The organism is Streptomyces sp. NPDC054842, from assembly GCF_053611025.1.
Window position 1 is genome coordinate 1 of sequence record NZ_JBSGZN010000056.1, and the last position, 22,773, is coordinate 22,773.

General features: G+C 71.6%; 22 protein-coding genes and 1 pseudogene. 10 read left to right on the forward strand and 13 right to left on the reverse strand.

Going from position 1 to position 22,773, the window contains the following annotated elements; translation table 11 throughout:
- Window positions 1-546: 546 nt before the first annotated feature.
- Entirely contained in the window at window positions 547-1,422 is an 876-nt protein-coding gene (locus ACWGIS_RS31285; RefSeq protein WP_453365854.1) for an undecaprenyl-diphosphate phosphatase, read from the forward strand.
- A gap of 208 nt (window positions 1,423-1,630) precedes the next feature.
- On the forward strand, window positions 1,631-1,810 hold the full coding sequence (locus ACWGIS_RS31290) for a hypothetical protein (protein WP_453365855.1): 180 nt from the start codon (window positions 1,631-1,633) through the stop codon (window positions 1,808-1,810).
- A 259-nt stretch (window positions 1,811-2,069) separates the two neighbouring features.
- Here the strand turns inward: ACWGIS_RS31290 and ACWGIS_RS31295 are convergent, their stop codons facing one another.
- Window positions 2,070-2,681 carry a DUF4291 domain-containing protein gene (locus ACWGIS_RS31295; RefSeq protein ID WP_453365856.1) on the reverse strand — a complete coding sequence of 204 codons (612 nt, stop codon included), beginning with the start codon at window positions 2,679-2,681 and terminating at the stop codon, window positions 2,070-2,072.
- Window positions 2,682-3,050: 369 nt separating this feature from the next.
- Between ACWGIS_RS31295 and ACWGIS_RS31300 the strand changes: the two genes are divergently transcribed.
- Window positions 3,051-5,111 carry a restriction endonuclease gene (locus tag ACWGIS_RS31300; protein ID WP_453365857.1) on the forward strand — a complete coding sequence of 687 codons (2,061 nt, stop codon included), beginning with the start codon at window positions 3,051-3,053 and terminating at the stop codon, window positions 5,109-5,111.
- Between the two features lie 96 nt (window positions 5,112-5,207).
- Here the strand turns inward: ACWGIS_RS31300 and ACWGIS_RS31305 are convergent, their stop codons facing one another.
- On the reverse strand, window positions 5,208-5,471 hold the full coding sequence (locus ACWGIS_RS31305) for a hypothetical protein (RefSeq protein WP_453365858.1): 264 nt from the start codon (window positions 5,469-5,471) through the stop codon (window positions 5,208-5,210).
- Window positions 5,472-5,666: 195 nt separating this feature from the next.
- Between ACWGIS_RS31305 and ACWGIS_RS31310 the strand changes: the two genes are divergently transcribed.
- Window positions 5,667-6,191: a nuclear transport factor 2 family protein gene (locus ACWGIS_RS31310; protein WP_453365859.1), complete on the forward strand. Its 525-nt coding sequence runs from the start codon at window positions 5,667-5,669 to the stop codon at window positions 6,189-6,191.
- A gap of 316 nt (window positions 6,192-6,507) precedes the next feature.
- Complete coding sequence (gene lnt, locus ACWGIS_RS31315; RefSeq protein ID WP_453365860.1) at window positions 6,508-8,082, forward strand: apolipoprotein N-acyltransferase; 1,575 nt, start codon at window positions 6,508-6,510, stop codon at window positions 8,080-8,082.
- Here lnt and ACWGIS_RS31320 read toward each other — a convergent pair.
- Together ACWGIS_RS31320 and ACWGIS_RS31325 are read right to left on the reverse strand one after the other, a co-directional pair.
- Complete coding sequence (locus ACWGIS_RS31320; protein WP_453365861.1) at window positions 8,006-8,911, reverse strand: Gfo/Idh/MocA family protein; 906 nt, start codon at window positions 8,909-8,911, stop codon at window positions 8,006-8,008. The genes lnt and ACWGIS_RS31320 overlap by 77 nt on opposite strands.
- Window positions 8,908-10,167, reverse strand: a complete 1,260-nt coding sequence (locus ACWGIS_RS31325) for an FAD-dependent monooxygenase (RefSeq protein WP_453365862.1) — start codon at window positions 10,165-10,167, stop codon at window positions 8,908-8,910. The genes ACWGIS_RS31320 and ACWGIS_RS31325 overlap by 4 nt, the downstream gene beginning before the upstream one ends.
- Before the next feature lie 135 nt (window positions 10,168-10,302).
- Here ACWGIS_RS31325 and ACWGIS_RS31330 point away from each other — a divergent pair, with 135 nt between their 5' ends.
- Both ACWGIS_RS31330 and ACWGIS_RS31335 read left to right on the forward strand, forming a co-directional pair.
- The gene (locus tag ACWGIS_RS31330; protein ID WP_453365863.1) at window positions 10,303-10,893 is read left to right on the forward strand and encodes a TetR/AcrR family transcriptional regulator; all 591 of its coding nucleotides are present in this window, start codon (window positions 10,303-10,305) and stop codon (window positions 10,891-10,893) included.
- Between the two features lie 90 nt (window positions 10,894-10,983).
- Window positions 10,984-11,496: a DinB family protein gene (locus ACWGIS_RS31335; RefSeq protein ID WP_453365864.1), complete on the forward strand. Its 513-nt coding sequence runs from the start codon at window positions 10,984-10,986 to the stop codon at window positions 11,494-11,496.
- A gap of 949 nt (window positions 11,497-12,445) precedes the next feature.
- On the opposite strand, the pseudogene ACWGIS_RS31340 reads toward ACWGIS_RS31335, so the two are convergent.
- The 7 genes and pseudogenes from ACWGIS_RS31340 to ACWGIS_RS31370 all read right to left on the reverse strand — a co-directional run.
- A pseudogene (locus tag ACWGIS_RS31340) lies at window positions 12,446-12,964 on the reverse strand (hypothetical protein); the annotation flags it as partial.
- Between the two features lie 166 nt (window positions 12,965-13,130).
- Complete coding sequence (gene ung, locus ACWGIS_RS31345; protein WP_453365865.1) at window positions 13,131-13,814, reverse strand: uracil-DNA glycosylase; 684 nt, start codon at window positions 13,812-13,814, stop codon at window positions 13,131-13,133.
- Window positions 13,815-13,897: 83 nt separating this feature from the next.
- A complete protein-coding gene (locus ACWGIS_RS31350; protein WP_453365866.1) occupies window positions 13,898-15,487 on the reverse strand; it encodes an ABC transporter substrate-binding protein in 1,590 nt (529 codons plus the stop codon).
- A 180-nt stretch (window positions 15,488-15,667) separates the two neighbouring features.
- Entirely contained in the window at window positions 15,668-16,429 is a 762-nt protein-coding gene (locus tag ACWGIS_RS31355) for an SDR family oxidoreductase (protein WP_453365867.1), read from the reverse strand.
- A 17-nt stretch (window positions 16,430-16,446) separates the two neighbouring features.
- Window positions 16,447-17,208, reverse strand: a complete 762-nt coding sequence (fabG, locus tag ACWGIS_RS31360) for a 3-oxoacyl-ACP reductase FabG (protein ID WP_453365868.1) — start codon at window positions 17,206-17,208, stop codon at window positions 16,447-16,449.
- 206 nt (window positions 17,209-17,414) lie between these two features.
- Window positions 17,415-17,798 carry a DUF3037 domain-containing protein gene (locus tag ACWGIS_RS31365; RefSeq protein WP_453365869.1) on the reverse strand — a complete coding sequence of 128 codons (384 nt, stop codon included), beginning with the start codon at window positions 17,796-17,798 and terminating at the stop codon, window positions 17,415-17,417.
- Window positions 17,795-18,550 carry a HipA family kinase gene (locus ACWGIS_RS31370; protein WP_453365870.1) on the reverse strand — a complete coding sequence of 252 codons (756 nt, stop codon included), beginning with the start codon at window positions 18,548-18,550 and terminating at the stop codon, window positions 17,795-17,797. Before ACWGIS_RS31370 ends, ACWGIS_RS31365 begins: the two co-directional genes overlap by 4 nt.
- 157 nt (window positions 18,551-18,707) lie before the next feature.
- Between ACWGIS_RS31370 and ACWGIS_RS31375 the strand changes: the two genes are divergently transcribed.
- Entirely contained in the window at window positions 18,708-19,181 is a 474-nt protein-coding gene (locus ACWGIS_RS31375) for a Rieske (2Fe-2S) protein (protein ID WP_453365871.1), read from the forward strand.
- Between the two features lie 39 nt (window positions 19,182-19,220).
- Here the strand turns inward: ACWGIS_RS31375 and ACWGIS_RS31380 are convergent, their stop codons facing one another.
- A complete protein-coding gene (locus tag ACWGIS_RS31380) occupies window positions 19,221-19,871 on the reverse strand; it encodes a cysteine hydrolase (protein WP_453365872.1) in 651 nt (216 codons plus the stop codon).
- A gap of 133 nt (window positions 19,872-20,004) precedes the next feature.
- Between ACWGIS_RS31380 and ACWGIS_RS31385 the strand changes: the two genes are divergently transcribed.
- On the forward strand, window positions 20,005-20,472 hold the full coding sequence (locus tag ACWGIS_RS31385) for a pyridoxamine 5'-phosphate oxidase family protein (RefSeq protein ID WP_453365873.1): 468 nt from the start codon (window positions 20,005-20,007) through the stop codon (window positions 20,470-20,472).
- Between the two features lie 247 nt (window positions 20,473-20,719).
- On the opposite strand, the gene ACWGIS_RS31390 is transcribed toward ACWGIS_RS31385, so the two are convergent.
- Window positions 20,720-21,625 (reverse strand): LysR family transcriptional regulator, encoded by a 906-nt coding sequence (locus ACWGIS_RS31390; RefSeq protein WP_453365874.1) that lies wholly within the window; start codon window positions 21,623-21,625, stop codon window positions 20,720-20,722.
- Window positions 21,626-21,699: 74 nt separating this feature from the next.
- On the opposite strand from ACWGIS_RS31390, the gene ACWGIS_RS31395 reads away from it, so the two are divergent.
- Entirely contained in the window at window positions 21,700-22,638 is a 939-nt protein-coding gene (locus ACWGIS_RS31395; RefSeq protein ID WP_453365875.1) for a DMT family transporter, read from the forward strand.
- Window positions 22,639-22,773: the final 135 nt, after the last annotated feature.

The following is a 22,773-nucleotide window of genomic DNA, read 5'->3' on the forward strand; positions in this document are numbered from 1 at the left end:
GGCTGGTTCTCCAGCGTGTGGGTGGTGCTGCTCTGCCTGGCGGTGGCGGCTGGCGGCTGGCGGCTGGCGGCTGGCGGCTGGCGGCTGGCGGCGCAGGATTCCTGACGCACCGCCAACTCGGTCCGGCCGGAGCCGGGTAACGGGTACCCGGGGGCCAGGGTCCGGGGTCCGGGGGCCAGGGTCCGGGGTCCGGGGTCCGGCAGCCTGGCGTCGGAACACCGCCTCCCTCGAACAGCCCGTCCGCGAACGATCCCGAGCAGCCCCCGCCTCACCTCCGCCGGTCACCGGGCCGCCGGGACCGGCGGACCGCTGCGCCTCTTCTCCGCGCCGGACCGCAGGCGGCGGCCGGGCGGCGGGCCGGAGCCAGGGGAACCCCTGCCCGAGGCGCCGGTGTTTCGAACGTCGTGCGAAGACCCTGTGGTCGGGCTGTCGGCGCGGGACGCTACGCTGCCCCTCAACACCCGTGATCACCGTGCCTTGACGGCCGGTGCGCGCGGCGACGTCCCATCACCCCTTCCACGATCAGCACTTGGACCACGAAATTCCATGTCTTGGTTTGAATCCCTCGTCCTCGGACTCGTCCAGGGGCTGACCGAATTCCTTCCCGTCTCGTCCAGCGCGCACCTGCGCCTCACCGCGGCGTTCGCGGGCTGGCACGACCCGGGAGCGGCCTTCACGGCGATCACCCAGATCGGCACGGAGGCCGCGGTGCTGATCTACTTCCGGAAGGACATCGCGAGGATCGTCTCGGCGTGGTTCCGCTCGCTCACGAACAAGGCGATGCGGCACGACCAGGACGCCAAGATGGGCTGGCTCGTGATCGTCGGCTCGATCCCGATCGGCGTGCTCGGCGTGACACTCAAGGACCAGATCGAGGGGCCCTTCCGGGACCTGCGGCTGACGGCGACGATGCTGATCGTCATGGGCGTCGTCCTCGGTGTCGCCGACCGGCTGGCCGCGCGCGACGAGACGGGCGGCCGGCACCGCGCCGCGAAGGAGCGCAAGTCGCTCCAGGAGCTGAGCGTCAAGGACGGCCTGATCTACGGCGTCTGCCAGGCGATGGCCCTGATCCCCGGCGTCTCCCGGTCCGGCGCCACCATCAGCGGCGGCCTGCTCATGGGCTACACCCGTGAGGCCGCGGCCCGGTACTCCTTCCTCCTCGCCGTCCCCGCCGTCCTCGCCTCCGGCGCGTTCGAGCTGAAGGACGCCAGCGAGGGCGGCCACGTGTCGTGGGGACCGACGATCTTCGCCACGGTCATCGCGTTCGTGGTGGGCTACGCCGTCATCGCCTGGTTCATGAAGTTCATCTCCACCAAGAGCTTCATGCCGTTCGTCTGGTACCGGATCGCGCTCGGCATCGTCATCATCGCGCTGGTGGCCACGGGGGCGCTGAGCCCGCACGCGGCGGAGTCCGCGGGCTGACCGGGGCCCGCGCCCGAGGCCCCTGCGCCGGAGGGCGGCGGTACGAGGACCGCCCTCCGAACCGGCGCCTCACCGGAGCCGGCAGGCGAGGGACGCTGCGCCGCAGCGCGATCGACACGTTCCACCAGGATCCACCGTGAGCAACCACATACGGCGTGCGTAGCCGTCCGGTAGCGCAGTGTCAGTCCTTGCGCCTAGGCTGTTCCGCATGTCCCCAGATTCCGTGCCCCCTGGTTCCGTGCGGTCTGCGGCCGCGTTAAATGAGCAGATTCGTGCGCTCTGGATGCGTACGGGCGGCTCGCTGTCGGCGCAGGAGCGTGCGGAGTACGAGCTGCTCGTCGTGAAGTGGGCCGCCGCGATCCGCGGAGAGGTCATCGAGGCCGCCTGACCACGAGGCGCATAGCCCTCCGGGCAGCCACGCCTCACTCAGACCTGCGACTCCCGGCCACGCCCGGCCCGTAACCCACACCTGCCTGAACCCGAGGCTGCCGGACACCCGGCGCACCCGCGAGCCGGGCTGCCCGAACCTGCGGCTCCCGCCACCTCGGGCCCATCCGCAAGCCACGCTTCCCTGCACATGCGACTTCCGGCCGCCCCGGCCCGCACCGGGGATTTCACCTACAAGGTCTCGCCGGCCCAGGACTCCCCTACGCCCGCAGATGCGCGAGGACCGGCTCGTCGAGGGGGTAGGGCCGCTCCTCGGGCAACAGCGCCGCGGCCAGGTCGAGTTCACCGGCCCGCACGTGCGCGTGGACCTCGTGAGCGAGCGGTGTCACGTCCTCGATGCCCACGATCCATTCGTCCGCGTACCGCGCCGCCGCCTCGCCCGCCAGCCCCAACTGGAGGGAGCGGTACGGCAGCGGAGCCAGCCGCAGATCCCGCTCCGGGTCCCACTGCACCCGCGCCGGGGCCTGCCGCAACTGCCGCTTCCACGCCTGCTGGTCCTCGTGCAGCGCGGGAACGTAATGCGAGAGGCAGGCGTTGCGCAGCGCCCACTCGAAGCCGGCACGGTCGATCTCGACGGCCAGCACGGTCTCCTGGCCCTCCTTCGCGCCCCAGCCGCAGCGGTACATCATCCAGAGGAACGACGGTTTGATCCAGGTCATCCGGTCGCGCTTCCACGTCGACGGGAACCGTCCCGCCCGGGCGGCCGGTCCGCCGATCCCGGGGCGGTAGGCCTGGTAGACGGTGACGGTGGACGGAGTGTGCCGGGCACGGACTTCGAACTTGGGTGGGGTGGAAGCGTGTTGATCGTTCACGGGAACAGGGTCCGCCGCGGATGCCCGCCAGGGCCAGCGAATATCGCCGCACGCCTCTTGGCTGATCCCCTTCCGTGGCCAAAGGAACGACGGTTTGATCCAGGTCAAGCCGCATTCACGGGCCTTTCTGCCGCGGGTGCACACATCGGGACAGGCGCGAGGGAAAGTGCCGGCTTGGGCCCAGCGCCCCAACGGCGGTTCTGGTTGGCCTCCAGTCACGTTGACCTGCGAGAACAGCGGGAGCGGGCCATCTTTGACGAGTGGATATGCGAGATGGCGATTGCTGGATAGAGTCGTCTCGTTACAGTTGGTTGCGGGGACAACCAAGTGCCATTCGGCTGCCCCCGTCCTGGGGAGGGCCTGCAGCACATGAGTCGTCGTTCTACTGGTTCTGTCGGCGTCTGGGCTGAAATGCAGCGGCAGCAACAACGTCAGATGGAAGCTGAAGCCAGACACCGTAGGCAGCAGGAACAGCAAGCGCGGGCCTATCAGCGGCGAGCCGCCCAGAGTCATCGTGAGTACCGACAGGCAGAGGCTCTACGACGCACGGAAGAGTTGAACGCTCAGGTCGCGTCGTTGCAAGGTCTACTCGCCTCGGGCTGCCGGGCTCCAGCTTTCAGGGCTGCCTCTCTCATGCGACCTGAGGACGTCCAGCCCTTCGCTCCAGGGCCGTTGGCACAGCCGGTGCCCATGCCGGATTTCAGTCATTACCAGACACAGAGCGGCTGGACGGCGAGTCGCAGGGCCCAGGCGCAGGCGGAAGCACGAGCGCGCTTCGAGCGTGATTGGCAGGCTGCCCAGGCGGCGGAGGCTCAGCGGCAGCAACAACTGGCTTCGTATCAGCGCGAGTACCGGCAATGGGTTGATGCCCAGCTGGCAGAGGTGCGGCTGCACAATGCCGGCATCGGTGCGATGACCGACGGCGTAGGGCGCCAGGATCCCGATTCCGTGATCGAGTACTTCACTGCCGCCCTCTACGCCTCGACGGCATGGCCGGAAGGTTTTCCGCGGCAGGTGGCAGCTGCCTACGACCCGGCAGCACGGCAGTTGGTGCTGGACTGGGAGTTGCCCGCTTACAGCATCGTGCCGGAGGTCAAAGCCGTTCGGTATATGTCCGGGGTCGACCAGGACAAGGAGACTCCTCGCCCGATAGGCCAGCGCCGGGCTCTGTATGGGGAGGTGTTGGCCCAGTGCATGCTTCTTGTTCTGCACGAGCTGTTCGGTGCAGATGAGTCGGGTGCGCTTGAGTCAGTGGCCTTGAACGGGTTCGTCGATGGGCATGACCCTACGACGGGCCGGCCGGGGCATATTTTCCTCGCAACCGTCATGGCCTCGCGCTCGTCGTTCCATGACTTGCACCTGGCGCAGGTCGACGCAGGTAGTTGTCTGGCCGATGCACTGCGCGGGCAGGTCTCGGCGCGACCGGACCAGCTCACGCCAGTGCGGCCGAGCAGGCGACCACAAGAGGTCGGAAACCGCGTTGTCTCCCACGGCAGTGATGAGGAGCCAGACCTGTTCGCCATGGATCCGATCGCCTTCGAGAATCTCGTTGCCGATCTTTTCCGTGCCATGGGGATGCAGGCGGTGACCACCCAGCGGTCCAACGACGGCGGTGTGGACGTCGACGCGCTGGATCCGACGCCGATCCGAGGCGGCAAGATCGTGGTGCAGGTGAAGCGATACCGCAACACGGTGCCGCCCACCGCTGTGCGGGACTTGTACGGGACCGTTCAGGACGCCGGCGCCAACAAGGGTGTCCTCGTGACGACGTCGGGATTCGGGCCCGGCTCACACACCTTCGCCAACGGCAAGCCGTTGGAACTCATATCCGGCGCTGAACTCGTCGATCTGTTGCATCGCCATGGGCTGCGTGGGCGACTGGGGGAGCGTGATCAGCAGGACACAGCACAGGGGACGCCCTCGAGGCCGAACACTCGGCTGCCCGACGACTACAACGTCTTGGGTATGTCGTGGACCGGAAGTGTCGCCTTGGACGTGTGTGCTCTCGTCTGCCGTGGCAACCGGGTCCTCAGTGACGACCACTTCGTCTTCTACAACAACCCGCAGACGCCGGACGGCTCAGTGCGCACCCTTCCCCCGACAGCACCCGACAAGGCCGCGATCTGCGTCTCGTTCGACGGGTTGCCCGAGGAGGCTGACCGGTTCGTACTCGTGGCCGCCATCGACCCGGAGGTCAACCCGGACGCCGACCTCTCCGGCTTCACGGACGCCTGCATCCGCCTACGCGACCCAGGGCTCATCGAGATGGGGCAACTTGACGTCTCCGACGGCCAGCCGCGCGAAACCGCCCTTGTCCTCGGCTCCTTCCGTCGAAGGCCAAACGGAGACTGGGACTTCGTGCTGGGCGGCAAGGGCTACACGGGCGGCCTGGAGGCACTCGTTCAGGATTTCGGTATCGACGTGGAGTAGAGCCCATCCGGTCCGGAGCTGCTGCGCTGAATGAGGGGGTACACGCAGTTTTGGAGGGTTCCTTGCCACGCACGGTCGGCGGCGGTCCTTCTCGGGCTACCTCATGGAAGCGGTTGGGTTGTCTCCCCTCTGGGCCTGTCGCACCCGCTCGACGACCATCCTGGTGCTGTCCATCAGCCGGTCGGGTACCTCACTGCCCTTGGTCCAGGCGTACTCGACCTTCACGATGACAGCCCCCTGCCGCACGTAGAGCCCTCGGCCTGCCCAGCCCGCTGCCGACGACGTCAGCTCGTAGCCGTCGATCTCGTCTCCGAGAGGGTTCTGGCCCACCTCGTCTGCTGCTCCCTCGCCTGAGAACAAGCCTTTGACCGTGACCGGTTCATCAAACGAGAGCAGGCGGACAACCAGCTCTGAGGATTCGAGATCGGTGTAGCCCCCTCCGGGGCGCGTGTTGATCGTTCACGGGAACAGGGTCCGCCGCGGATGCCCGCCAGGGCCAGCGAATATCGCCGCACGCCTCTTGGCTGATCCCCTTCGGTGGCCAACACTGAGCCGATGACGCAGCGTGTGGAGCTCGCGACCGTGATGGACCGGCTTGCCGTGGACGAACTGATCACCGACTACGCCGTGGCGGTGGACGACGGCGACTGGGAGGCGTACCGGGGTCTGTTCGCACCCGACGGCCGCGCCGACTACCGCTCGGCCGGGGGCGTCGAGGGGGACGCCGAGCAGATCGCCGGCTGGCTCACGCGGAGCCTCGGGCTGTTCGCCATACGGCAGCACCTGATCGTCAACCGGCGGGTGCGGTTCGGTCTGCTGGAAGGCGACACCGGCGACACGGCCCGGGTGCGGGCCGACTACGTCAACCCCATGAGGTTCGCGGGGCCCGGTGACGGCGCCGCCGCCTCCCCGGCGTCCACGGCACCGGACTTCGTCTGCGGCGGCCGCTACGCCTTCGGGTTGCTGCGGACGACCGAGGGCTGGCGTCTGCGCGAGGTGGTCGTTCAGGAGAAGTGGCGCACGCTCACCGCCCGGCCCGCCGACGAGGCCCCACCGTCCGCCCCGCTGCACGGTCACTGACCGGTCGGCCGCCACCGGTCCGGGCCGGCGAGCACCTCCGCCGGTCCGGGCCGGCGAACACCACTGCCGGGTCCGGACATCGGGAGCTTGGCGAGCGTCTCCGCACGGCTCGCACCTCGATGTCTCGGCCCCGCCGTCACCCACGACATCCGGGGCCCGCCAGGCATGAGGACAGGAACGGCGGCGGGCCCTCGGACGCCGGGGCCCGCCCGACCGGCCGGTGTGATCCTCCGGCACCGCGGCCCCGTCCTCCCCACTGTCTGAGATCCATTCCGGCGGGCAGACTGGGAGGGCACCTACCGGGAGGAGACGCCGTATGAGCAGGGGCGACGATCGGCTCGGCTCCCGCTGGTGGCGGGGCGCCGCCGCGCTCGCGGCGGGCGCGCTGCCCGTGTTCGCGTTCCCGGCGCCCTCGCTGTGGTGGTTCGCGTATGTCGCCCTGGTGCCCTGGATCCTGCTGATCCGCTCGGCGCCGACCGGCCGCCGTGCGGCGTACGACGGCTGGCTGGGCGGACTCGGCTTCATGGTGGCCGTGCACCACTGGCTGCTGCCGAGCCTGCACGTCTTCACGATCGTGATAGCGGCACTGCTGGGCGCGCTGTGGGCTCCGTGGGGCTGGCTGGTGCGGCGGTTCCTGTCCGGAGTACCCGCGCGCGGCCGGGTGGCGGGCGCGCTCGTGGTGCTGCCGTCGGGCTGGCTGATGGTCGAACTGGTCCGCTCCTGGCAGGGGTTGGGCGGACCGTGGGGTCTGCTCGGTTCGAGCCAGTGGCAGGTGGAACCGGCGCTGCGGCTGGCCTCGGTGGGCGGGGTGTGGCTGCTGAGCTTCCTGGTGGTGGCGGTCAACGTCGCGGTGGCCGTGCTGGTCTCGGTGCGCGAGTCGCGGGTTCCGGCGCTGGCCGGGCTGGTGGCCACGGCCGCCGCGACCTCCGCGGCCTGGGTGTGGTCGCCGCGCCCCGACATGGACGGCGGGGTCCGGATCGCCGTCGTGCAGCCGGGCGTCGTCGACGGCGACGGCAGTATCGAGAGGCGCTTCGCCCGCGAGGAGGACCTGACCCGGCAACTCGCCGAGAGGCACCCGGACTTGATCGTCTGGGGCGAGAGCAGCGTCGGCTTCGACCTGGCCGACCGGCCCGACGTGGCCGACCGCATCGCCGCGCTGTCCCGGCTCACCGGCGCCGACATCCTGGTGAACGTGGACGCCCGGCGCTCCGACCGCCCCGGCATATACAAGAGTTCGGTCCTCGTCGGCCCCGGGGGACCCACGGGCGACCGCTACGACAAGATGCGCCTGGTGCCCTTCGGCGAGTACATACCGGCGCGGTCCCTGCTCGGCTGGGCCACCTCCGTCGGCAAGGCGGCCGGCGAGGACCGCCACAACGGCCGCGAGCAGGTGGTGATGGACGTCGGGCACGGGCTGCGCGTCGGCCCGATGGTCTGCTTCGAGTCGGCGTTCCCCGACATGAGCCGCCGTCTCGCCGAGGACGGTGCGGAGGTGCTCGTCGCGCAGTCGTCGACGTCGACGTTCCAGCACAGCTGGGCGCCCGCCCAGCACGCCTCGCTCGCCGCGCTGCGGGCCGCCGAGACCGGCCGTCCCATGCTGCACGCGACACTGACCGGGGTGTCCGCCGTCTACGGTCCGAGCGGTGAGGCGATCGGTTCGCGGCTCGGCACCGGCGCCGGCGGAGCGGCGGTGTACGACGTGCCGACGGCCCGGGGTGTCACGCCGTACGTCCGCTTCGGTGACTGGCCCGTGCACGCGGCGCTGCTGGTGCTGGCCGCGCTCGGCGCCACCGAGTGCGTACGGTCGCCGCGGCTCAGGCGGACGGCTCCTGCACCGCTCGTACCACCCGCTCGCACAGTTCATGGGTCGCCAGCGCGTCCCGGGCGCTGAGCACCTTCCCCGCCCGTACGGCGTCGAGGAAGGCCAGCACCACCTGCTCGATGCCGCGCTGCCGGGCCACCGGTACCCAGTCGCCGCGCCGCCGCACCGTCGGCTGGCCCTTGTGGTCGATCACGTCGGCGAGGTTGATCACCTGCCGCTTGGTGTCCTGGCCCGAGACCTCCAGGATCTCCTCGGTGGAGCCGCTGAGCCGGTTCATGACGCCGAGCGCCGTGAAGCCCTCGCCGGCGAGCTGGAGCACGACGTGGTGCAGCAGCCCGTCCTCGGTGCGGGACCTCACCGTGATGTCGTCGACCGGGCCCGGGACCAGGAACCGCAGCGTGTCGACCACGTGGATGAAGTCGTCGAGGATCATGGTGCGCGGTTCCTCGGGCAGTCCCACGCGGTTCTTCTGCATCAGGATCAGCTCGCGCGGGTGGTCGGCGCACTGCGTGTACCCGGGGGCGTGGCGCCGGTTGAAGCCCACCGCGAGACTCACACCCCGCTCCTCGGCGAGCCGTACCAGGCGCTCGGAGTCGGCGAGTTCGTAGGCGAGGGGCTTGTCGACGTACGTCGGCACTCCCGCCTCCAGGAGCCGGGTGACGATCTCGGGGTGGGCGACGGTGGCCGCGTGCACGAAGGCCGCGTCGAGGTCCTGGGCCAGCAGTGCGGAGAGGTCGGTGTGGCGCTGCGCGGGCGGCAGGTGGAGGCTGTCCCCGATCTCGGCGAGCGTCGCGGGCGTCCGGGTCTGCAGGTGCAGTTCGATCCCCGGCAGGGTGGACAGCACCGGCAGATACGCCTTGCGCGCGATGTCACCGAGTCCGATGCAGCCGACCTTCACGGGAGTCTCCTCGACGGGTGTGCGGGGTTTCGGGGAGTCCGTTCGGGGCTCCTCACGTCGTCGGAAGCATACGGCGGCCCCGGCGGCCGCCAGTCGGCGATGCCGTCGAAGCCGCGCAGGAAGAACGCGGGTGCGGCCTTCGACAGGGCGCTGACGGCGGTGTCTCGGAGGGCGGCGCCGACGCGGTTGCGCGTCATGTTCAGCCGGGCGACGCGGACGGCCTGGCGGGCGATGGCGGTCGTACGGGGTCCGCGGTCCGCGCTGTACGCGGCGAGGCCGGGCAGCTCGCGTCCGGAGCCGGTGCCGGGCGCTCCGACGTGGTGGGCGAGCACGACGGCGTCCTCGACGGCCTGGTTGCCGCCCTGGCCGAGGGTGGGCGGCATCGCGTGCGCGGCGTCCCCGAGCAGGGCGACCCGGCCGCGGTGGAAGGCGGGCAGGGGCTCGGCGATGTGGTGGACGTCGTGCCGCAGGACGTCGGCGGGGCTCGCGGCGTCCAGGACGGCGGGGATCGGGTCGTGCCAGTCGCGGTACCGGCGCAGGAGTCCGGCCTTCTCGTCGTCGGGGGCGCGCTGTCCCGCCGGGGCCAGGGCGGCGGCGTACGCGTAGACCCGGCCGTCCTTCAGCGGATGCGTGCCCCACAACTGCCCAAGGCCCCAGGTCTCGTGGGAGGCGAAGCGCAGGCCCGGCACCGGGATGAGCAGGCGCCAGCTGGTGAACCCCGCGTAGACGGGGCCGGGGTGTCCGGGGAACAGGGCGCCGCGTACGGCGGAGTTGATGCCGTCGGCCCCGACGACGAGACCGGCCTCCAGCTCGCCGTCCGGGGTGCCGATGCGGGCCGGGCCGCCGGCGCTGTCGCCGGGGTCGAGCAGGGTCGCCCCGGACGCGGTCCGGATGCTGCCCTCGGGGAGACGGGCGGCGAGGCTCGTGATGAGGGTCGCGCGGTGCAGCACCACGAGGGGGCCGCCGAAGCGCTCGGCCAGGGCGGTGGCGTCGACCCGTGAGATCCAGCGGCCACCGGGCGTACGCAGCCCTCCGTCACCCTGCCAGGCGGCGAGATCGCGGATCTCCTCGCCGAGTCCGATCACGTCGAGGGCGCGCAGGGCGTTGGGCGCGAGCGTGATGCCGGCGCCGACGGGGGCCAGTGAGGCGGCCCGTTCGAGCACGGTGACCCGCCATCCGCGCCGGTGCAGGGCCACCGCGGCGGCGAGACCCCCGATTCCGCCTCCGACCACGACGGCGTGCGTGGACCGTGCCATGTCTCCTCCTCGACTCCCCGCGGGCATCACCCCTCGGGACTCGACCACTCCGGCCACTCCCCCGGTCACTACGCCTGTAGTGACCGGGCGGCTCGACGATACTACAGATGTAGTGAGCCGGGTAGGTTGGACCCCATGTCCGTACGCAGCACCGGCCCCGCCCGCGCCGACCTCGTCGCCGACACCGCGCTCCGGCTCCTCGCCGAGCGCGGCATGCGGGGACTCACCCACCGCGCCGTCGACGAGGCGGCCCGGCTCCCCCAGGGCTCGACGTCGAACCACGCCCGCACCCGGCTGGCCCTGCTGGAGAGCGCCGTCCGGAGGCTGGCGGAGCGCGAGGCTCAGGTCCTCGGGCCCGAGGACCTGCCCGACCCCCGCGGCGGTCCGGACGCCCTCGCCGACGGACTGGCCCGCACCCTGCACCGGTACCTGACCCGTCACCACCACCTGCTGATCGCCCGCTACGAGCTGGCGCTGGAGGCCACCCGGCGCCCCGAGCTGCGGACGTTCTTCGACGCCGCCGGGCAGCGCTTCCGCGACCCGCTGAGAGCGCTGGTCACCGACGCCGGCTCAGCGGACCCGGCCCGGCACGTGCTGTCCCTCGCGGCCTGGTGCGACGGGCTGATGTTCTCGTGCGTGGCGGGCGCCTTCCACGCGTCGGTGCCGACCGAGGACGAACTGCGCGCGAGCCTGCGGGAGTTGCTGCGCGGGATGCTGGACGCCTGAGCCGTCCCGCCGTGGGCCACGGCGTGGGATGCCGGGCGCGCACGAGAAAAGGGCGTGCCCTCTCCGTCCGGGGTCCGGGAAGATGGCCGTATGACGATCGAGCGCACCGTGCCCGCGACCGACGGCGACGAGCGGTCCATGCTCGAAGGCTGGCTGGAGTACCACCGCCGGACCCTCGCGGCGAAGTGCGAGGGGCTGAGCGACACGCAGCTCAGGACCGCGTCGGCGGCCCCCTCCGACCTCTCCCTGCTCGGTCTCGTCCGGCACATGGCGGAGGTGGAGCGCATCTGGTTCCGCAAGGTGCTGGTGGCCGACGACCCGGGGCCGATCTACTTCAGCGACGAGGACCCCGACGGCGAGTTCCACCTCACCGAGGCCGACACCTGGGAAGAGGCCCACGCGACCTGGCAGGAGGAGATCGTCATCGCCGGACGCAACGCGGCCCTCCTCGGACTCGACGACGTCTCGAAGGGCAGGAGCAGGCTGACCGAGGCCCCGATCACCCTGCGCTGGATCTACCTCCACATGATCGAGGAGTACGCGCGTCACAACGGGCACGCGGACCTGATCCGGGAACGCCTCGACGGCACCACCGGCGACTGACACCGCACGCCTGCCTGTCCTGGAGAGGGTCGTCGAGCCGGAGCGTGCCGCACCGGATGACTGCCCTCCCGGCGGCCGGTCGTTCACCCGTGCGGGGCATCCTCCGCCCGTCCGCTCCCCAAGCGGGTCCGCACGCAGCAGAGTTGCGCGGGTGCATCGAACGACGACCACCGCAACGCTCCTGGTCACCGTGGCCGTCTCGGCCCTCGCCGGCTGTATGACGGTCCCGCGGTCGCCCGCGCCCGGCCCGCCGCCCTCGCCGTCCCTACCGGTGGCGCCCCGTCCCGACGGCAGCGCGGATCCACGTGTCGTGCAGGCTCCGGCCCGGGAGGCGCTGGAACGCGTCGGCCCGTCCCGGCACCCCGCACCCGCACCCGCACCGCACCGGCCGGCCGCGCCGCCGGCACCCGTGGCACCGCCGCCCGCACCTCCGCGTCCCCGGCACGAGGCCCCGGCGCCGCGACGTCACCGGCCCGAGGCCCGGGCCGCCGTCCCGCCCGCTCCTCGCGGCGGCGGGAAGAACGCCGACGTGTGCGCGCTGGGCAGGACGTACGGCGGCTGGGCACCGGACAGTCCGCAAGCGGTCATCTGCAAGGGAGCGTACGGCCGTTGACGAAGGCGGGCGCCACCGCGCCCCGCCGTCGAGAGGCCACCGAGCGCGCCGAACCCCTGCTCACCGGGTCCGCGCGCGGGCGAGCCGTCCCGTGGATCGCCGACGCACCAGAGCCTGGGGCCAGGGCAGGCCGTGGCTGCGGGACACCCGTCCACATCCAGCGGGCCACCCGCTCCCGGCGCCGCGGACTCCGCGCTACGGCCGTTCCCGCCGGGGAGGTCCCAAGGTCTCCCCCGCGCCACCGCCGGAAGGGCCGGTCCCCGGAGCGGCCCCGGTGCCGGGGGGCCGGCCGGAGCCCTGTGAGGGACCGGGCTCACGCGGGAAGGCGGGCCCGGAGGGGCCGGGGTCCGGAGGGGAGTCCGGGTGGCCCTCCGGTTCCCCCTCCTCGCCCAGCCTCAGTTCCAGGCGGGCGATCGCCGCCCGCACCCCGTCGCCGTACGGGTCGTCCCCGAGCACCTCGGCCGCGCTCCGGGCCCGGCGCAGATGGCCGCGCGCGGGCCCGGAGCGGCCGAGCTTCACGTAGTCGGCGGCCAGATTCAGGTGCAGCGATGGGCGGAGGGCCCGCACCGCGAGCGACTCGTGGTGCTCGGCGATCCGGCCGTCGGTGAGCTCCTCGGCCGCCGACAACGCCCGGAGGTCCCAGGCCAGTTCGTCCGCGGGGTCGTCCTGGGTGTCCGCCATGTAGTGCGCCAGCGTGCAGCGGTGGAGCGGGTCGCCGTCCTCGCCGATCTCCGCCCACAGGTCCAGGAAGCGCCCCCGGGCCTCCTCGCGGTCGCCGCCGTGATGCAGCATGACGGCCTGGCCGATCCTGGTCATCATGGCGTCCGGCGCCGCCTGCTCCTGCTGCTCCGCCACCGCGTCCTCCAAGCTCGTCGCCCGTCGTCCACGACGCTAACCGCAGGCACCGGCATTCACGGTCAGGCGGCTCCGTACGGACCCGGTCAGCGACGGTGACGCCCGGGGAACCGCTCGTGCCGGCGCGACCGGCGCGCCCCCCGTCAGCCGAGGTCGGGGATCCCCGTCAGCCGAGGTCGGGGATGCGCCAGTCGATCGGCTCGTGGCCCTGGGCGGCGACCGCGGCGTTGATCTGCGTGAACGGACGCGAGCCGAAGAACTTCTTCGCGGACAGCGGCGACGGGTGGGCGCCCTTCACCACGATGTGCCGCTCCTCGTCGATCAGGGGCAGCTTCTTCTGCGCGTAGTTGCCCCAGAGCACGAAGACGGCGGGGTCGGGACGCTCGGCCACGGCGCGGATCACGGCGTCCGTGAACTTCTCCCAGCCCTTGCCCTTGTGCGAGTTGGCCTCTCCGGCACGCACGGTGAGCACCGCGTTGAGCAGCAGCACGCCCTGCTCGGCCCACGGCATGAGATAGCCGTTGTCCGGGACCGGCGTGCCCAGCTCCTCCCTCATCTCCTTGTAGATGTTGCGGAGCGAGGGCGGGGTGCGCACGCCGGGGCGGACGGAGAAGCACAGGCCGTGGCCCTGGCCCTCGCCGTGGTAGGGGTCCTGGCCCAGGATGAGCACCTTCACCCGCTCGTACGGCGTCGCGTCGAGCGCGGCGAAGACCTCCTCGCGCGGAGGGTAGACGGGACCCCGGTCGCGCTCCTCCTCAACGAACTCGGTGAGCTCCTTGAAGTAGGGCTGCTGCAGCTGCTCGCCCAGGACGTCGCGCCAGGACTCGGGCAGCATGGCGATGTCGGTCACGTCAACTTCCTCCGATGTGCGGTCACTTCCAGGTCTCAGAACCTACAGGCGACCACTGACAACCGGCCCGCGCCCCCGACGCGTCACCAGCTGGTCTTCCGGTGCAGCTCCCACATCGTCATGATGGTCGACGGGTCGAGCGCCCGCTCACCGCCGGCGATCTCCTCGCTCGCGGCCACGTACTGCTTGCCCTGCCACAGGGGCAGCAGCCGCGCGTCGTCCACCAGAATCTGCTGCGCCTCCTCGAACTGCTTGACCACGGCCCCGCGGTCGCTCTCCCGGCGGGACTCGGGCAGCAGCACCCCGGTGATCTTGGGCGACGCGTAGGGCGTGCCGAGCGCGTTCTGTTCGCCGACGAAGGGGGCGATGAAGTTCTCGGCGTCCGGGAAGTCGGGGAACCAGCCGCGTCCGAACGCGGGGTACTCACCCTTGCGGTAGCCCGCCTCGTACGTCTTCCAGGGGCGGCCCTTGACGGTGACGTCGAAGAGGCCTGAGGCGTTGAGCTGGTTCTTCAGCTCCTGGAACTCGGGTGCCGTCTCGGATCCGTAGCGGTCGGTCGTGTACCAGAGGGTGAGCGGCACGCGCTCGGTGATGCCGGCGTCCACGAGGATCTTGCGGGCCTTGGAGGAGCTGGGGTCCCCGAAGTCGTCGAAGAAGGCCGTGGTGTGCCCGACCAGGCCCCTGGGGACCATGGAGTACAGCGGATCGACGGTGTCCTTGTAGACCTTGTGCGCGATGGCGGCCCGGTCGACGATCTGCGCGACGGCCTTGCGGACCGCGGGCTTCTTGGCCCAGGGGTCCTTGGGGTTGAAGACCAGGTAGCTGATCTCGGTTCCCGAGCCCTCCACCAGCTGGAGGCCCTCCTCCTTGGCCCGCTGCCGCTGGAGGCCGACGACGTCCTCGGCGGCGAGGCCGCGGTAGGTGACGTCGATCTTCTCGGCCCGGAGGGCGGCGACCATCTGGGCGGAGTCCTGGTAGTAGCGGATGGTGACCGCGTCGTTCTTGCGCTCGGCGAAGCCGTCGTAGTGGTCGTTCCTGACCAGCTCGGCCTCCTTGCCCTCCTCGTAGGACCGCAGGCTGTAGGGCCCGGACCCGAAGACCTTGCCGTCCTTGCGGAGCGAGTCGGCCGGGTAGTCGTCGGGGTCGACGATCGACATGGCGGGCGTGGCGAGGACGAACGGGAAGGTGGCGTCCGGCTTGTTGAGGTGGAAGACGATCTCGCGGTCGCTGAGTACCTGGATGCGCTCCAGGCTGCCGAGCAGTCCGGCCGGGCCGCCGCGCACGTTGATCTTGCGGATCCGGTCGATCGAGTACTTCACCGCCTGCGCGTCGAGCTTGTCGCCGTCGGAGAACTTCATGTCCTTGCGCAGCACGCACCGGTACACGCGTTTGGCGTCGTCGGTGAATCGGCAGCTCTCGGCGGCGTCGGGCTCGGGCGCGGTCGCTCCCGAGGGGTAGCTCAGCAGGGTCTGGTAGATGTTGCGGAACAGCTCCCACGAACCGTCCCAGGAGGCGGCGGGGTCGAGCGTGCTCGGGGCGCTGGTGGTACCGACGACGATCGGCCCCTGGTCGCCGGACGAGTCCGAGGACAGGACGCCGCACCCGGCCACCAGGGATATGGACGTGACCGCCGCCAGCTCACGCAGCAATCGGTTCCGGTTGAACACGCGCACGCTCCTCGATCTGCCGTACCAAGGGTCGGCAGACGATACCGCAGAGCCACGCCGATGGAACCGGGTTGCGGCGGGGCTCTTGATCAGCACGTATGTGACTACGTTGTCATCCGGCTGAGCGGGGTGCGGAGGTCGACGCGGGCGCTGGTTCTGTCCAGTGCGCCCGCGTCGAGTGAGCCGTCAGGCGACTCCGGCGTTGAGGAAGATACCGCCGTCCACCACGAGGGTCTGGCCGGTCACCCAGTCCGACTGCGACGAGGTGAGGAAGGCGGTGGCGCCGCCGATGTCGGAGGGGACGCCGAGCCGTCCGAGCGGGTAGGCGGCGGCCGCCTCCGCCTCGCGGCCCTCGTACAGCGCCTGGGCGAACTTGGTCTTGACGACGGCCGGGGCGATGGCGTTGACCCGGACCTTCGGCGCGAACTCGTGCGCGAGCTGCACGGTCAGGTTGATCATGGCGGCCTTGCTGATGCCGTACGCGCCGATGAACGGCGAGGGGGCGAGGCCCGCGACGGAGGCGATGTTGACGATCGCGCCGCCGTTCTCGCTCTGCCAGGCCTTCCAGGTCTGCTGGGCGAAGCCGAGGGCGGAGACGACGTTGGTCTCGAAGACCTTCCGCGCCACGTTCAGGTCCAACTCGGCGATCGGCCCGAACACGGGGTTCGTACCGGCGTTGTTGACGAGGTAGTCGACGCGGCCGAAGGCCTCCATGGTGCGTTCGACGGCGGCGGCCTGGTGCGCCTCGTCGTGGGCCTTGCCGGCCACGCCGATGGCGCGGTCGGAGCCGAGCGCCTCGACGGCCTCCTTGAGGGAGTCCTCGTTGCGGCCCGTGATGCACACGCGGTCGCCGCGCGCGATCAGGGCCTCGGCGACGCCGTAGCCGATGCCGCGGCTGCCGCCGGTGATGAGCGCGACCTTGCCGGAGAGTTCGGGAAGTGTGGTCATGTCCGTGTCTCCGGGCTTCAGTTGAGGGGTCCGCCGGCGACGTACATGACCTGGCCGGAGACGAACCCGGCCGCCTCGCCCGTGAAGAAGGCGATCGCGTTGGCGATGTCGTCCGGGCGGCCGACGCGCTGCACCGGGATCTGGGTGGCGGCGGCGGCCTGGAAGTCGTCGAAGTCCATGCCCACGCGCGCGGCGGTCTGCGCGGTCATCTCGGTGACGATGAAGCCGGGGGCGACGGCGTTGGCGGTGACGCCGAACTTGCCGAGCTCCTTGGCGAGGGTCTTGGTGAAGCCCTGCAGACCGGCCTTGGCGGCCGAGTAGTTGACCTGCCCGCGGTTGCCGAGCGCGGAGGAGGACGACAGGTTCACGATGCGGCCGAACTTGGCGTCCACCATGTGCTTCTGGCAGGCCTTGGACATCAGGAAGGCGCCGCGCAGGTGCACGTTCATGACGGTGTCCCAGTCGGACACGTCCATCTTGAACAGCAGGTTGTCGCGGAGCACGCCCGCGTTGTTCACCAGGATCGTCGGCGCCCCGAGCTCCGCGGCGATGCGCGCGACGGCGGCCTCGACCTGGGCCTCGTCGGAGACGTCGCAGCCGACGGCGATGGCCTTGCCACCGGCGGCGGTGATCTTCTCCACGGTGTCCTTGCACGCGGCTTCGTCGAGGTCGATCACGGCGACGGCACGGCCCTCGGCCGCCAGTCGTACGGCGGTCGCGGCGCCGATGCCGCGCGCGGCACCGGTGACCACGGCGACGCGCTGCTCAGTGGTGGACATTGCTGGTTCTCCTCGCCCTTGGAAAAGCCTGTCGTCATGCCTGTCTCGGCAACCTCGGCACCCTTGCGGAGGCCTCGGGAGTCCTGAGGAGCCTGCGGCTCACACGGTACGCCCGTCCGGTGAGCGACCGCTTAGTACCCTCAGCAGACGTGACGCTAGAAGCCCTGGCACCCGGTGTCAACGGCACACCGCCCGCATGTGATCCATTACCTCACCAGCAGGGTGAGCAACCGGTCCGCCTCGGCCCCCGGATCGGCGGTCAGCCCGGTGTGCACCGGGCCCGGCTGCACGACGGTGGAGCGGGGCGCGATCAGCCACCGGAAACGGCGCCCGGCATCGTCGTGCGCCGCCTGGCCCGCGGACGTCCCGCCGGCGCAGACCCCCTCGACGGCACGCAGCGCCGCCCGCACACCGGCCACGTCCGCCTCGGGGTCGAGGGCGCGCAGCCTGGCCTCGTCCAGATGGGTGCGGACGGTGACGAAGGACCTGGCGCGGCAGTACACCAGCACGCCCGCGTTGATGCACTCGCCGCGCTCCACGCGCGGCACCACGCGCAGCAGCGCGTACTCGAAGACGTCCCGCTCGCTCACTTGTCCCCCTTGACGCGTTCGTGGATGTCGGCGGCACGGGCCAGCAGCGGCTCCGCGTAGGCGCGGCGCAGGGCGTCCGGCGAGTCGAAACCGGGTTCCCCGGCCAGCCAGGCGTCCGGGATCTCGGCGGTCACCTCGGCGAGCAGGTCCTGGGTGACGAGGGGGGCGAGGTCCGCCGCGGCGGAGGCGATGTCCGGGCGGAAGGGGGCGAGGGCGTGGTCCGAGGCGTCGTAGGGCTTGGCCGCGGAGGCTTGGGCGCCGGGCCAGTTGTGGTGCCAGATCATGGTGGCGCCGTGGTCGATGAGCCACAGCTCGCCCCCGCGGACCAGCAGGTTGGGGTTGCGCCAGGAGCGGTCGACGTTGTTGACCAGCGCGTCGAACCAGACGATCCGGCCGGCCTCCCCGGGGCTCACCTCGAAGGCCAGGGCGTCGAAGCCGAGGGCGCGGGACAGGAAGTCCATGCCGAGGTTGGGGCCGCCGCTGGACTTGAGGAGCCCCTGCACCTCGGGGTCGGGTTCGCCGAGGCCGAGCACCGGGTCGAGGTCGACGGTGACGAGGCCGGGCACCCGCAGGCCGAGCCGGCGGGCGAGTTCACCGCAGACGACCTCCGCGACGAGCGTCTTGCGCCCCTGGCCGGCGCCGGTGAACTTCATGACGTACGTCCGGAGATCGTCGGCCTCGACGAGCCCCGGGAGCGAGCCGCCCTCACGCAGGGGCGTGATGTAGCGGGTCGCGATGACTTCCTTGAGCATCGCCCCAGGCTACTGGGGTGGTCCGGGACGCCGGGCGAGCCCGTGGGGTGCGGCGGGGTCCGCGTCCGGTTCCGGCACGCGCCCGGCTGAACAGGGTGCGACGGCGGCCCGTACCCCTGGGTGGAACGAAGCCGTGTCCGGTGAAGGGAACGTCAGCATGACCAGCGAATCGCTTGAGCCCGCCCCCGTGACGGGACCGGCCCGCCGCACCGTCGTGGCGGCGGTCGGCGCGGCCGGGATCGCCGTGGCGCTGACCGCGTGCGGGTCGCAGGACGCGTCGTCCGGCTCCTCCGAGGTGAAGCCCGGCGGCCAGGACGGCGGATCGGGCGGCGGCGCCGCCACAGGGCCCGTCCTGGCCAGGACGGCCGACATCCCGGAGGGCGGCGGCAAGGTCTTCGCGGACCAGGGCGTGGTGGTGACGCAGCCGGTCGCCGGCACGTTCAAGGCGTTCTCGTCCAAGTGCACCCACGCCGGGTGCGCGGTGAAGGACGTCTCGGACGGCCTGATCGCCTGCCCCTGCCACGGCAGCCGGTTCTCCGCGGCCAACGGCGGCGTCGAGAAGGGTCCCGCGACCAAGCCGCTGCCCGCCGCCCGGATCTCCGTGGAAGGGGACTCGATCAGGCTCGTCTGACCGGGCGCGCGGCCCGTCGGGGGGCGGGCCGCGCCCCGGTCAGGCGCGCTGCCGGCGGCGCGGCGCTCCGAGGCAGGCGAGCACGTCGTCGGTGGTGGTGATCGTGGCGACCAGGGCGAGCGTGTGGCGGATCATGGCGGGCGTGTAGTCGGCGGGCACCCCCGCGATCGCGTCCGCGGGCACGACGGCGGTGTAGCCGCGGTTGACGGCGTCGAACACGGCGTTGGGCACCGCCACGTTGGCGGAGACGCCCGTGACGACCAGGGTGCGGCAGCCGAGGTTGCGCAGCAGCGGGTCGACGTCGGTGCCCGACAGCGGCGACAGGCCGTGCAGCCGTCGTACGACGATGTCCTCCTCGGCCACCTCCACGGGCGGCGCGACGCGCACGGCGGTGGTGCCGGTGAGCTGCTGCACGGGCAGTCGTTCGGCCGCCCGGAACAGCCGGGCGTTGCGGTTGGCCCCCCGGCCGTCGGGCCGGCGTTCGGCGAGCGCGTGGATCACCTGCACCCCGCTCCCGTGCGCTGCGGCGACCAGTCGTGCCACGTTCACGAGCGCCCCCGACGAGCGAGCCTCCTTGGCCAGTTCGGGCAGCGCGCTGTCCGGACCCACCACGCCCTGCTGGCATTCGACGGTGAGCAGCACGGTGGTGGCGGGATCGAGGAGTTCGCTGAGCTGTTCGTACGACGGCATGGCTCCCCCTGGTCACGGACGGCCGGAGCGGGCGAGACTAACGACCATTGCGTGCGGACGGAAGACGCCTCATGCTTTCCTGACGCGCCGTCAGCCACCATGGCGGGCGCGGACGTCGAGACGAGGGGACCGTATGGCCGTCACTCAGCGCCGGGGCCGGAGGATCATGATGACACCGGAGGAACTGGACGAGTTCCTGGCCGTCCGGCGCACCTGCCGCGTCGCCACGGTGTCGGCCGACGGCGCCCCGCACGTGAGCCCCCTCTGGTTCGTCTGGGACGGCACCTCCCTCTGGCTGTACTCGCTCACCCGCAGCAGGCGCTGGGCCGATCTGCGCCGGGACCCGCGGCTCGCGGTGGTCGTGGACGCCGGTGAGGAGTACGGCGAACTGCGCGGGGCCGAGCTGTCCGGCACCGTCGAGTTCGTCGGCGAGGCGCCGCGCACGGGTGAGCCGTGTCCCGAACTGGACGCGGTGGAGCGGCTGTTCGCGCGGAAGAACTTCGGCATCGACGAGCTGCCGCACGACGGCCGGCACGCGTGGATGCGGCTGACCCCCGAGGCGGTCGCGTCCTGGGACTTCCGGAAGCTGGCGCAGCCCTAGGGTCTGTCGTTTGGATCAGGCCGGCCTTGACGGACGGTTCGTCTTGGCCGACCCGAGCGGGGTCTGGTGCGTGCAGCTGCAAGGCGGAGGAGGGAGTCGACGCGATGGGGGTCCCCCCGCTCGAGCGAAGCCGAGAGTGGGGGAGTCGGCGACCGACGACAACGCCGCAGATGTGCGTGCCAGACCCCGCGACGCCGGCATGATCCAGACGACAGGCCCTAGGCCACCGGCGGCTGCCTGCGGCCGCTCAGGAGGCGACGGCCCGGCCCGCCGTCCGCAGCGCCTCCACCGCCGCCCGGATCGACGGGCGGCGGTCGGCGTCCGCCCGCCAGACGACGTACACGTGCCGCCGCACCCGCTGCTTCACCGGGACCATGACGACGCCCCGCGGCACCGGGTGGCGGCCGAGCAGGGGCGCGATGCAGACGCCGAGGCCCGCGGCGACCAGGCCGAGCTGGGTGTGCGTCTCCCCGGCGCGGTGGCCGATGCGCGGCTCGACGCCCTTGGAGCGCAGGGTGAACATCAGCCACTCGTGGCAGAACTCGCCCTGGCCCCAGGTGATCCACTCGTCGTCGGCGAACTCGCAGAGGTCCACCTCCGCGCGGTCGGCGAAGCGGTGCCCGGCCGGGATGGCCACGTCGGCCGGGTCGTCGAGCACGGACGCCTTGACCAGGCCGTCGGGCAGCGGCATCGGCTTGTTGTACCAGTCGAGGACCACCGCGAGGTCGAGGTCGCCGCGCACGACTCCCGCGACGCCGGCCTCCGGCTCCAGCTCGCACGAGCGCACCCTGAGCCCGGGGTGTCCGGCACGCAGGGCGGCCAGCGCGGCCGGGAACAGCCCGCGCGCGGCGGTCGGGAAGGCCGACAGGCGCAGTTCACCGGCCACCTGCCCGCGCTGCGCCTCCAGGTCCGACTGGGCCAGCTCGACCTGGGACAGGATGCGCGCGGCGTGGTCGGCGAGCAGCCGTCCCGCGTCCGTGAGACGCACCCCGCGCCCGTTCTTGGCGAGCAGCCGCTGTCCCACCTCGCGCTCCAGCTTGGACAGCTGCTGGGAGACCGCCGAGGTCGTGACGTGCAGCCCCTCGGCGGCGGCGCTGACCGAACCGTGCCGGGCGAGGGCGTCCAGGGTGCGCAGGCGCTCCAGGTTCAACATGTAAGTGATGCTACGAGATGTGGGTCGCGAATTCTCGCTTGTGCTACGAGATCGTCTGCTCCATCGTTGCCTCCATGAGCAGCGTCACCAGCCCGCGCCCCCTCGCCCCCGCCACCGCGCCCACCGGCCGTGCGGCCCTCGACTGGCGGCTTCGTTTCGGCGCCCTCTCCCTGGTCTGGGGCTTCAGCTTCCTCCTGATCAAGGTCGGCACCGACGGGTACGCACCGTTCCAGGTCACCCTCGGGCGGCTGGTGTTCGGCACCGCGGTGCTGGCCGCGGCGATGGCGGTCAAGCGGGAGCGGCTGCCGCGCGGCGCCCGCACCTGGGGCCATCTCACGGTCGCCGCCTTCCTGTTGAACGCGCTGCCGTTCTCGCTCTTCGCCTACGCGGAGCTGACGATCCCGTCCACGCTCGCGGGCATCTGCAACGCGACCTCGCCGCTGTGGGGCATGGCCCTGTCGATGGTCGCCCTCTCCGAGGACCGGCCGACCCGGGTCCGGGTCGCCGGACTGGGCATCGGCTTCCTGGGCGTGCTGACGGTGCTCGGCGCCTGGCAGGGTTTCAACGGCCTGGACGCCGGGGGCACGGCGATGGCGCTGGCCGCTTCGCTCAGCTACCCCGTCGGCTGGATCTACGTCCGGCGCACCTTGGCGGGTACGGGGAACTCGCATCTGTCGATGACGGGGGCGCAGTTGTTCCTCGCCACCGTTCAACTCGCCTTCGTGACGCCGCTGTTCACCACACTACCGACGCGGTTCCCGCTGGTGCCACTGCTCGCGATCGCCACGCTGGGCGCGCTCGGCACGGGCATCGCCGTCCTCATCCAGTACGGCCTGGTCGCCGAAGTGGGGCCGACGACCGCGCAGATGGTCACGTACTTCATCCCGGTCATCGCCACCGCGGCGGGCGTCGCCGTCCTCGGCGAGTCGCTGGCGTGGTCGACGCCGGTCGGCGCGGTGATCGTCCTCGCGGGGGCGGCCCTGACCCAGGCGAGACCACGACGGGTGACGTGACGGCGGCCCACTCCGCAGCGCCCGGCCGGTTCGGTGCAGGCTCGCGACGAGCCCGGCACGGGCACACGGCGACGGAGCCACTCGCACGCCGGGCTCCCTCCGCACGGCGCAGGTGTCGCAGCGTCCGGCCGACTT

Excerpts from the sequence above, each read along its gene's own strand:
- ACWGIS_RS31285 (WP_453365854.1), top strand. The coding sequence starts at position 547 with ATGTCTTGGTTTGAATCCCTCGTCCTCGGACTCGTCCAGGGGCTGACC.
- ACWGIS_RS31290 (WP_453365855.1), top strand. The coding sequence starts at position 1,631 with ATGTCCCCAGATTCCGTGCCCCCTGGTTCCGTGCGGTCTGCGGCCGCG.
- ACWGIS_RS31300 (WP_453365857.1), top strand. The coding sequence starts at position 3,051 with ATGAGTCGTCGTTCTACTGGTTCTGTCGGCGTCTGGGCTGAAATGCAG.
- ACWGIS_RS31310 (WP_453365859.1), top strand. The coding sequence starts at position 5,667 with ATGACGCAGCGTGTGGAGCTCGCGACCGTGATGGACCGGCTTGCCGTG.
- lnt (WP_453365860.1), top strand. The coding sequence starts at position 6,508 with ATGAGCAGGGGCGACGATCGGCTCGGCTCCCGCTGGTGGCGGGGCGCC.
- ACWGIS_RS31325 (WP_453365862.1), bottom strand. The coding sequence starts at position 10,167 with ATGGCACGGTCCACGCACGCCGTCGTGGTCGGAGGCGGAATCGGGGGT.
- ACWGIS_RS31330 (WP_453365863.1), top strand. The coding sequence starts at position 10,303 with ATGTCCGTACGCAGCACCGGCCCCGCCCGCGCCGACCTCGTCGCCGAC.
- ACWGIS_RS31335 (WP_453365864.1), top strand. The coding sequence starts at position 10,984 with ATGACGATCGAGCGCACCGTGCCCGCGACCGACGGCGACGAGCGGTCC.
- ACWGIS_RS31355 (WP_453365867.1), bottom strand. The coding sequence starts at position 16,429 with ATGACCACACTTCCCGAACTCTCCGGCAAGGTCGCGCTCATCACCGGC.
- fabG (WP_453365868.1), bottom strand. The coding sequence starts at position 17,208 with ATGTCCACCACTGAGCAGCGCGTCGCCGTGGTCACCGGTGCCGCGCGC.
- ACWGIS_RS31370 (WP_453365870.1), bottom strand. The coding sequence starts at position 18,550 with ATGCTCAAGGAAGTCATCGCGACCCGCTACATCACGCCCCTGCGTGAG.
- ACWGIS_RS31375 (WP_453365871.1), top strand. The coding sequence starts at position 18,708 with ATGACCAGCGAATCGCTTGAGCCCGCCCCCGTGACGGGACCGGCCCGC.
- ACWGIS_RS31380 (WP_453365872.1), bottom strand. The coding sequence starts at position 19,871 with ATGCCGTCGTACGAACAGCTCAGCGAACTCCTCGATCCCGCCACCACC.
- ACWGIS_RS31385 (WP_453365873.1), top strand. The coding sequence starts at position 20,005 with ATGGCCGTCACTCAGCGCCGGGGCCGGAGGATCATGATGACACCGGAG.
- ACWGIS_RS31390 (WP_453365874.1), bottom strand. The coding sequence starts at position 21,625 with ATGTTGAACCTGGAGCGCCTGCGCACCCTGGACGCCCTCGCCCGGCAC.
- ACWGIS_RS31395 (WP_453365875.1), top strand. The coding sequence starts at position 21,700 with ATGAGCAGCGTCACCAGCCCGCGCCCCCTCGCCCCCGCCACCGCGCCC.